This window comes from Sphingopyxis sp. (assembly GCF_016463645.1).
Lineage (GTDB): Bacteria > Pseudomonadota > Alphaproteobacteria > Sphingomonadales > Sphingomonadaceae > Sphingopyxis.
On the sequence record NZ_JAEMQX010000135.1, the window covers coordinates 1 to 9101 of the forward strand.

Genomic DNA, 9101 nt, shown 5'->3' on the forward strand with positions numbered 1-9101 from the left:
ACGATGCCTTTGGTGACGGCGCCGCGGATGAGGGTTTCGACGTTGCTTGCCATGATGTTGCTCCTTGCGGATGTTGGCGAAAGTGCCGCGCGGCGTGGGGTTGCGCGGACGACTCGATATGTTTACAGTGACAACATGATGGCCAGCAAAGATAACAGTGTCAACATAAAAAGCGACGGCGCGAAGGCGGCGGGCGCCTATCATCATGGCGACCTGCGCGCGGCGGTGATCGCGGCGGGGCTCGCGCGGCTGGGCGAAGGCGACGGCGCCGAACTCGGCCTGCGCGCGCTCGCCCGCGACGTCGGGGTGAGCGCGACCGCGCTCTATCGCCATTTCCCCGACAAGGAGGCGCTGCTCGACGCGCTTGCCGACGAGGGGCTGCGGCGGCTGGGCGCGCTGCAGGCGCAGGCGTGGCTCAAGGCCGGCGGCGGGGTCGCGGGCTTCAAGGCGACGGGGATCGCCTATGTCCGCTTCGCCCATGACGAGCCGGCGCTGTTCCGGCTGAGCTTCACGCGCCAGATGTCCGAACGCTGCCCCGACGACAGCAAGGACGGCGGCGAGGTCGCCTATAACCTGCTTCGCGCGGGGGTCGGGGAGGCGCTGCCCGGCGTCGCGGACCCCGACACCGCGGCGCTGCACGCCTGGGCGCTGGTGCACGGTCTCGCGATGCTGATCCTCGACCGGCGCATCGAATGGGACGAGGCGAAGGTGCGGGAAGTCGTCGGGCTGACCTTTGGCGGTGTCGGCTAAGTTGCCGCGATGGCGCGCGGCGCCGGCCGCGGCAAAAGCGGCGGCGCGGCCCGCCGAATAAATTAGCGGTTTATTTTCCCGTTTCTGTTTATCTGGCGGCATGACCCAGCCGCTGTCCCCCAGAGTCGAAGCGGTCTTCTGGTTGCTGCTGACGGCAACGGGATATTTCCTGCTGGCCAGCCTGGCGCTGTACGCGACGAAAGGCGCGGACAATATCGCGGCGGTCTGGCCGCCGAGCGGCTATTTTCTCGCGCTGTTGCTGATGATGCCCGACCATCGTCCCACGCGCCTCATATCCTTTGCGGGCATGGCCGCCGCGAGCCTCGCGGCGAATATATCGGGCGGCGTGCCGATCGCCTCCTGCTTCGCCTATACCATCGCGAACGGATGCGAGGCCGCGGTCGCGCTGTGGCTGATCCGCCGCCGCGAGCCGGGCGAACTGTCGTTCATGGTGCCGCGCTCGGTCGCCATCTTCTGCGCCGCGGCGCTGGGCGCGAGCGCGATCAGCGCGGCGCTCGTCTGGACGCTGGTCGGGCTGTTGACCGGCACGACCCTCGATTTCTTCCTGTCCTGGTTCACGACGGTGCTGCTCGGCATGCTGATCGTCACACCGCCGATCGTGATGCTCGCGCGCATGGTCGGCACGAGGGCGCTGGGCAACGCGTCGACGGCCATGAAGGCCGAGGCGACGGGAATCCTGACCGGGGCCGCCCTCGCCACGATCGTCGCGTTCACGCAGGCGCATTTCCCGCTGACCTTCCTGCCGTGCATGGCGGTCGTCGCCGCCGCCTATCGCCTTGGCCCCTTCGGCGCCGCGGCGGGGATGCTGATCGTGACGATCATCACATCGCTGCTGACCGGACAGGGCTATGGCCCGATCGCCGCGATCGAGGAGGCGCCGAAGGTCAAAGTGCTGTTCCTGCAATTCTATCTCCTTTCGCTCCTGTTCACGACGCTGCCGCTGGCGGCGCTGCTGGTCGTGCGCCAGCGGTTGGCGAAACGGCTGGAACAGAGCAACCGCTGGCTGCTGCAGGCCGAGGCCGCGGCGCTCGTCGGTCACTGGCGCGTCGACCTGATCGGCTGGACGATCCACTGGTCCGATCAGGCCTATCGCATCCACGGGCTCATCCCCGGATCGCCGGTCGACGTCAGCTATAGCGTCAGGCAATATGTCGCCGAGGACGGCGACGCGGTGCGCAAGATTCTCGAAGAGGCGGTGCGCACGGGCGAGCCGTTCGAATTTCAGGGACGCATCCGGCGCGCCGACGGCGAAATCCGCCACGTCAAATCGCACGGATCGATCGAAACCGGGCGCGGCGGTCAGGCGGTCGCGATCTTCGGGACGGTGCAGGATGTGACCGAGACGGTCGAGAATGCGCGAATCCTGGAGGCGGCACGGAGCGCGGCCGAACGCGTCGCCAACACCGACATGCTCACCGGTCTGCCGAACCGGCGCCATACGCTGGCCTTCCTCGAAAAGGCGCTGGCGGGCGCGCGCGATCATGGCGCGCCGCTGGCGGTCGCGATCTTCGACATCGACCATTTCAAGCGGATCAACGATGCGCACGGCCACGCAACGGGCGACCGGGTGATCCACCGCGTCGCGCAGCGTGCCAAGGCGGCGCTGCGCGACGAGGATCTGGTCGGCCGCATCGGCGGTGAGGAGTTCGTCTGCATCCTCCAGCGCGCGAGCGCGCAGGCGGCGGAAATCGTCGCCGAACGGATGCGCAAGGCGGTCGAGGCCGGCACCGCGGCCGAAGACGGACTGCCCGAGGCGACGATCAGCGTCGGACTGGCGATCTATGACGGCGAACCCGACGTCGAGGAGCTGCTGCACCGCGCCGATCAGGCGCTCTATGCGGCGAAGCGCGAGGGGCGGAACCGGCTGCGCATGGCGGCTTGAGGGTGCGGGGTTGCGGCCGGTTGCGGACGTCGCAGCCCATCTGCCTTCGTCACCTCCCCTAAAAGCGGGGCCCCAGCGAGCTGACGTCGCTACCCGGTTGCCGCTTCCCGGGGATGGCGCGGCGCCCGCGGGGCTCGTTCGCCCATCGCCGAAGCGATCCTCATTGCAAATCCGGAGATTGTCATCGACGCTCCGGTGGGGCGGCGGCCGATTGTTGTCGCGCTGTTTTCAGGGAGATATTCATGATCATCGATTTTCGGCGCACGATCCGCGCTTCGCTGTTTGCCATGTCTTTCACGGCGGCTTCGATACCTGTCCTGGCCGAGGCCCAACTCGATATTCCAACCGCGCCGATGGGCGACGTCGACTGCGTCCGACAGGGATCGGCCGCGGATACGATACCGCCCTGCACCAATATCGGAACGCGCACGGTCACGCCGGTCGGCCCGGTCACGGTGGAGCCCTCGCCGATATATCCGGGATATTCGGTCGTGAACGGCACCTTCGACGTCAGCTATGACGGTTTGCTGAAGGTCGAGGGACGCCCCTATTTGCCCACGACCGCAGAGGCGGCCGATCCGAATATCTATTTCCAGGACGGGACACAGTCGGCCGATGTCACCACGACCTATCGCGGCGAACTGATCGACCGGACGACGAGCGCGACCCCGCCGGCGGGCAACGAATGGTCCTATTTTGACGAATATAGCGATTTTTCGACCGTCGTCCGGTCGATCAACGTCGACCTCGAATCCAGCGGGGCGAATGGGCTCGATCGGTCCTATCATCTGCGCTCGGTCGACCCCGCGAACATCGTCAACGGCAATTCGACCGCCGTGGCGGGAGGATACAGGATGACTGGCGGCGAGGGCAGGACCAACGCGATCGTCTTCGGCCGGCTGACCGGCACGGCGACGCTGGTGAGCGACCCGGGCCTCATCGGCATACCGGGGCGATCCGATCAGTTTGTGGCGCCCTTCGGCCTGCAATATGATGTCGAGGCCGTCGATACCACGCGCCTCGACGAAAATGGCCTGATCACCCCCCGGGTGGAGGTGAGCGAAGGCATCGAGATGAACGGCAGTCGCATCACCGGCCTTGGCGCGGCGGTCGCGCCCGGGGATGCGGTGAACAAGGCCCAGCTCGACGCCGAGGCGGCGGTGCGTCAGCAGGTCGATCTGCAGATTTCGCAGCGACTGGCGGTGCAGGAGGCGTCGACGACGAACCTGACCACCAGTCTTGCGAACGAGATGTCGTCGCGGCTCGCCGCCGACAATGCGCTGGCCCAGCGGATCGACACCGTGTCGACGCGGCTCGATCAGCTCGAATCGCGGATGACGATCCTCGATGACCGCATTTCGAGTTCGGCGGCGGTCGCTTCCGCGCTGAGCGGCAACGCTTTCCTGCCCGACATGCGGTTCAACCTGACCGCGAATGTCGCCACCTATGATGGCGCGCATGCGGGGTCGATCCAGATGGGGGTGTTGCTGAATCCGCACGTTGCGCTCAATGCGGGCGTGGCGTCGGGATTCAACCGCCGCGGCAAGACCGCCGCGCGGGCCGGCATGACCGTCGGTTTCTGAGCCCGATGAGCGACCGCGCATGCCGGCGGCCGCGCGGTTTGCCGGAGAAGAGGCGCGGATGGCGCGTCCAGAATGTCGCCGCAGTATCCTGCGGCGGCGACACCTTGCGCGGCGCCGGGGCCGGAAGAGGGACAACGTCCGATTGTCGATTTCCCAAACGCGTTCTGGCTGTCCGCAAACGACCGGAAGCTGACCTGGCCATCATCGTCACCCCGGACTTGATCCGGGGTCCCGCTTGAAATCGAAACCTGCTCTTCCGCCATAAGAAGCGGGATCCCGGGTCAAGCCCGGGATGACGAAGCGGCGTGGCTTGCCGTCCGCTTCCCACCCCGAACCCGACGTCACCGTTCGTGCTCCACACACATATTGCCTCTGGACCGCCGCGCGCCGCTCCGCCTATAGGCCTCGCCAGCATTTTCGCCCCGGCCGGGGCAGCGGAAGGATCATCCAAGATGAGCGTAACGACGGTTCCATTGCGTCCGGTGAGCAAGGGCGGGCTGTGGCTGATGTGGTTCGGCCTCGCGGCGCTGCTCGTCGCGGGCGCGGCTTTTGCCTGGCACATGACCCCGCGCATCGGGTTCGAGGTCGTCAAGGAAGGCACCGGGCCGAGCCCGACCAAGGCCGATGTCGTGCTGGTCAAATATGAAGGCAAGCTCGACGACGGCACGGTGTTCGATTCCAACGAACAGGCGCCGATGCAGGTCGCGCAGGTCGTTCCGGGCTTTTCCGAAGCGCTGACGCGCATGAAGAAGGGCGGCGAATACAAGATCACCATTCCCGCGCAGCTCGGCTATGGCGACCGCGCCGTCGGGCCGATCCCGGCGGGCAGCACGCTGCACTTCGACGTGACGCTGCTCGACTTCCGCTCGGAAGCCGAGGTTCGGGCGATGCAGCAGCAGATGCAACAGATGCAGCAGCAACAGATGATGCAGGGCGCCCCCGGTGGTCCGGCCGGGCCGCCGCCGGGCGCGCCGCAACGCTGACCGGCGATCACAGGAAACCGGAACGGCGGCGGGCTAGGTGCCCGCCGCCGTTTTCGTATCGGCCGCACCGGCGTTGCGTTCGGCCTCGCGTTCCAATGCGACCTTGATCATCGCGACGATCGGGTCGGCGAGGAACAGGCCCATCAGGCCGAGCAGCGCGCCGAAGAGGATCTGCGCGCCGAGGACGAGCGCGGGGGCGAGGTCGACCGTCTTTTTGGCGACCATCGGGACGATCAGATAGCCGTCGACCGTCTGCACGATGAAATAGATGGCGATCGCCCAGAGCCCGGTATCGGTCCCTGCCGAAAAGCCGACGAGCACGAGCAGCACGCCCGATACGATCGCGCCGATGTTGGGAATGAAGGCGAGGAGGCCGGTCAGGAGGCCCATCAGCGCGGCCATCGGGATGCCGACGGCAAGGCAGGCGAGCCAGGTGCCGACCCCCTCGACGAGCATGCCGAGCAGGCGGCCCGCCATCAGGCGGCGCAGCGTGAAGCCCATGCGCGCGGTGGTGATGTAGAAATTCTCGCGCGACTTCATCGGCAGCATCCATGCGACGCCGCGCTCGTAGAGGCGCGGTTCGATCGCGATGAAGATGCCGAGAACGATGATCATGACGAGGCTGGTGAGCCCGCCGAGCACGGTACCCACCGCTGCGGTGACGCGGCCGACGGTGCCGGCGATATTGTCGGTGATCGTCTTGGTATCGAGCTGGAGATTGCCCATGCCATGGTCGCTCGCCCAGGCGGCGATGCGCTCGATCTGCGCCATCACCACGGTTTGCAGCGTCGCGGCCTGATCGGCGATCTGCGAGCCCGCGAAAATGATCGTCCAGCCGAGAAAGGCGAGGAGCGAGAGGCAGACGATGAGCAGGCGCCAGCCACGTGCGATCGGCAAGATGCGGCCGAGCAGGCGCGTCCCGCCGTCGAGCATCGAGGCCATGACGATCCCGGCGAAGATCAGCAGGATCGGCTGGATCAGCACGATGCAGACGCCGACGAGGAGCGCGAGGCCGATCCAGACGCCCGCCTTGAGCAACTCGCCGCGGACGAGCTGGCTGCGGATTTCGGTGGGGCCGGGGGCTTCCCGATGCGCCTCGGCCTTGGCGGCGGCGGAAGCGGCGGTGCGCGTTGCTGCTGGTTTTCGTGTCGCCGCCATGCCGTGTTCCCCGTTGCCTATTCGCCCTGACGCCCGGGCCGCAGGTCGGTTCCCGCGCGTCCCGACCGGAGGGCGTTAAACCAGCTCAATGGGTTATACCACCGGGCGGTTCCATCGGTCGAAAAGCTGATGATCTCGGCGCGCCCCGCGATCGCGTCGAACGGAACGGGGCCGCCGAGGCCCTTCTGGCTCGTATCGACGCGGCTGTCGGCGCTGCCGTCGCGGTTGTCGCCCATCAGGAACAGGTGATTCGCGGGCACGGTGACCGGGCCATAATCGTCGGTCGCGTATCCCGGCCCCATGTCGATCGTGTCGAAGGTCGCGCCGCCGGGCAGCGTTTCGCGCACGATCGGCAGTTCGAGCACCTCCTTGCCGCTCGCGTCGCGGTTCACGAAGCGGAACAGGCTGCTGTCTGGGCCGGGGGTGTTGAGGTCGACCGGGATCGCGAGCATCGGCTGGACCTCGCGCTTCACCGGCTTGCCGTTGATGCTGAGTTCGCCGTTACGAAGCTCTACGCGATCGCCGGGCAGGCCGATCACGCGCTTGATATAGTCGATGCGCGTCACCGGATGTTCGAGCACGACGATATCGCCGCGTTCGGGCAGCCTGCCGAAGATCCGGCCCGCGACCCTGGGCGCGAGATGGAAGCTCACCGACGAATAGGACCAGCCATAGGGATATTTGCTGACGATCAGCCGGTCGCCGTTGCGCAGCACCGGCATCATCGAATCGGACGGGATATAGAAGGGCTTGGCGACGCAGCTGTGGATGCCGAGCACGAGCAGCAATATCACCACGACATCGCGGATCAGCTTGCCCCAGCCGCCGTCATCCCTTGCCTTTTTCCTGACCATGAAAATATCAGTCCTTGATTGCTTCGATGATGACGAAGGCCTGCGCCCACGGATGGTCGTCGGTCAGCGTCAGATGGATTTGCGCGCTGTGGCCGGGCGGGACCATCTGCGCGAGCCGCTCGGCCGCCCCGCCGGTGAGCGCGAGCGTCGGGGCGCCCGAGGGGGCATTGACGACGCCGATATCCTTCATGAACACGCCGCGCTTGAAGCCGGTGCCGACGGCCTTGGAGAAGGCCTCCTTCGCGGCGAACCGCTTCGCGTAGGTGCCGGCGCGGGTGAAGGGGCGGCGCGCGGCCCTGGCGCGCTCGATGTCGGTGAAGACGCGCTTTTCGAAGCGTTCGCCGAAGCGGTCGAGCGACGCCTGGATGCGCTCGATATTGCAGAGATCCGAGCCGAGGCCGATGATCACAGCGCGCCTCGCGCCTCGTCCATCAGCGCGCGCATCCGGCGCACCGCATCCTCGAGGCCCGTAAAGATCGCCTCGCCGATCAGATAATGGCCGATGTTGAGTTCGGCGAGCTGCGGGATCGCGGCGACGGGGACGACATTCTCGTAGGTGAGGCCGTGCCCGGCGTGCGGTTCGATACCGTTCTTCCACGCGAGCGCCGCGGCGTCGGCGAGGCGGCGGAGCTCGGCGGCGCGTTCCTCGCCCCCGACATGCGCGTAGCGGCCGGTGTGGAATTCGACGACGGGCGCGCGAAGGCGCATCGCGGCCTCGATCTGGCGCGGGTCGGGCTCGATGAACAGGCTGACGCGGATGCCCGCGTCGGAAAGCCGCGCGACGATGGGGGCGAGGTGATTATGCTGGCCCGCCGCGTCGAGTCCGCCCTCGGTCGTGCGCTCCTCGCGCTTTTCGGGAACGATGCACGCGGCGTGCGGCATATGGCGCAGCGCGATCCCGAGCATCTCGTCGGTCGCCGCCATTTCGAGATTGAGCGGCAGGTCGGTCGCCGCCTGGATGCGCGCGAGGTCGTCGTCGCGGATGTGGCGCCGGTCCTCGCGCAGATGCGCGGTGATGCCGTCGCCGCCGACCGCCGCGACGATCTCCGCCGCGCGCACCGGGTCGGGATGCTCGCCCCCGCGCGCGTTGCGGATCGTCGCGACATGGTCGATGTTGACGCCGAGCCGCAGACGCGAGGACGCGGGGCCGGTCAAGCCGCCTTGCTCCGGCTGCCGGGCTTCACCGCTTCGGTTCCCGCGAGTTCGGGCGGCAGTTCGTCGGCGGCATAGGTCGGGAAGTTGATCGCGACGAGCGGATAGAAGGGGACGCCGAGATCGACGCTGCCCGCCGAGCGGTCGACGAGCGCGGCCTCGGCGACGACCTCGCCGCCGGCGGCGCGCACCGCCTCCATCGCCTCGCGCGACGAGAGGCCGGTGGTGACGACGTCCTCGACCATCAGCACCCTGGCGCCGGGATCGATCGCGAAGCCGCGGCGCAGTTCGAAGGTGCCGGTCGGGCGCTCGACGAAGATCGCGGGCCTGCCGAGCGCGCGGCCCATTTCATGGCCGATGATCACCCCGCCCATCGCGGGCGAGACGACGATGTCGATGGCCTGACGGAGGTCGCGCGGCAATTTGGCGGCGAGCGCGACGGCGAGGCGCCCGGCACGCTCGGTGTCCATCAGGACGCGCGCGCACTGCAGATAATATTCGCTGTGGCGGCCCGAGGAGAGCAGGAAATGGCCCTGGAGCAGGGCGTCGGCGGCGCGGAACTCGGCCAGGATTTCATCGTCGGTCATGGGAGATTATTCTTTATGTCCTGTACGTCGTCCCGAGCGGACGACCGGGTTTTGGCGGCGCAGATTATCCAGCCGCAAAATAGTGTTAGAGATGCTTGAGGCAAGCGGCAAGCGGGTCTATAGCGCCCGCG

The 9101-nt window shown here is 67.3% G+C and carries 9 protein-coding genes; 4 read left to right on the forward strand and 5 right to left on the reverse strand.

All coding sequences use genetic code 11. The features are described from left to right. Nucleotides 1-138 precede the first annotated feature (138 nt). From JHC57_RS18935 to JHC57_RS18950, 4 genes are all read left to right on the forward strand, one after another. Entirely contained in the window at nucleotides 139-750 is a 612-nt protein-coding gene (locus JHC57_RS18935; RefSeq protein WP_294032030.1) for a TetR/AcrR family transcriptional regulator, read from the forward strand. A gap of 100 nt (nucleotides 751-850) precedes the next feature. Further along, a complete protein-coding gene (locus tag JHC57_RS18940) occupies nucleotides 851-2653 on the forward strand; it encodes a sensor domain-containing diguanylate cyclase (protein ID WP_294032032.1) in 1803 nt (600 codons plus the stop codon). Nucleotides 2654-2895: 242 nt separating this feature from the next. Continuing rightward, complete coding sequence (locus JHC57_RS18945; RefSeq protein ID WP_294032034.1) at nucleotides 2896-4236, forward strand: hypothetical protein; 1341 nt, start codon at nucleotides 2896-2898, stop codon at nucleotides 4234-4236. A gap of 452 nt (nucleotides 4237-4688) precedes the next feature. Then, nucleotides 4689-5219, forward strand: coding sequence for an FKBP-type peptidyl-prolyl cis-trans isomerase (locus JHC57_RS18950; RefSeq protein ID WP_294032035.1), 531 nt, complete (start codon nucleotides 4689-4691; stop codon nucleotides 5217-5219). 33 nt (nucleotides 5220-5252) lie between these two features. On the opposite strand, the gene JHC57_RS18955 is transcribed toward JHC57_RS18950, so the two are convergent. The 5 genes from JHC57_RS18955 to pyrE are packed head-to-tail and all read right to left on the reverse strand — an operon-like array spanning nucleotide 5253 to nucleotide 8970. Continuing rightward, a complete protein-coding gene (locus JHC57_RS18955) occupies nucleotides 5253-6377 on the reverse strand; it encodes an AI-2E family transporter (protein WP_294032037.1) in 1125 nt (374 codons plus the stop codon). 17 nt (nucleotides 6378-6394) lie between these two features. Next, nucleotides 6395-7231, reverse strand: coding sequence for a signal peptidase I (gene lepB / locus JHC57_RS18960; RefSeq protein ID WP_294032039.1), 837 nt, complete (start codon nucleotides 7229-7231; stop codon nucleotides 6395-6397). A gap of 7 nt (nucleotides 7232-7238) precedes the next feature. After that, entirely contained in the window at nucleotides 7239-7640 is a 402-nt protein-coding gene (acpS, locus tag JHC57_RS18965) for a holo-ACP synthase (protein WP_294032041.1), read from the reverse strand. Continuing rightward, nucleotides 7637-8386: a pyridoxine 5'-phosphate synthase gene (locus JHC57_RS18970; protein ID WP_294032043.1), complete on the reverse strand. Its 750-nt coding sequence runs from the start codon at nucleotides 8384-8386 to the stop codon at nucleotides 7637-7639. Before JHC57_RS18970 ends, acpS begins: the two co-directional genes overlap by 4 nt. Then, entirely contained in the window at nucleotides 8383-8970 is a 588-nt protein-coding gene (gene pyrE, locus JHC57_RS18975) for an orotate phosphoribosyltransferase (protein WP_294032044.1), read from the reverse strand. Before pyrE ends, JHC57_RS18970 begins: the two co-directional genes overlap by 4 nt. Nucleotides 8971-9101: the final 131 nt, after the last annotated feature.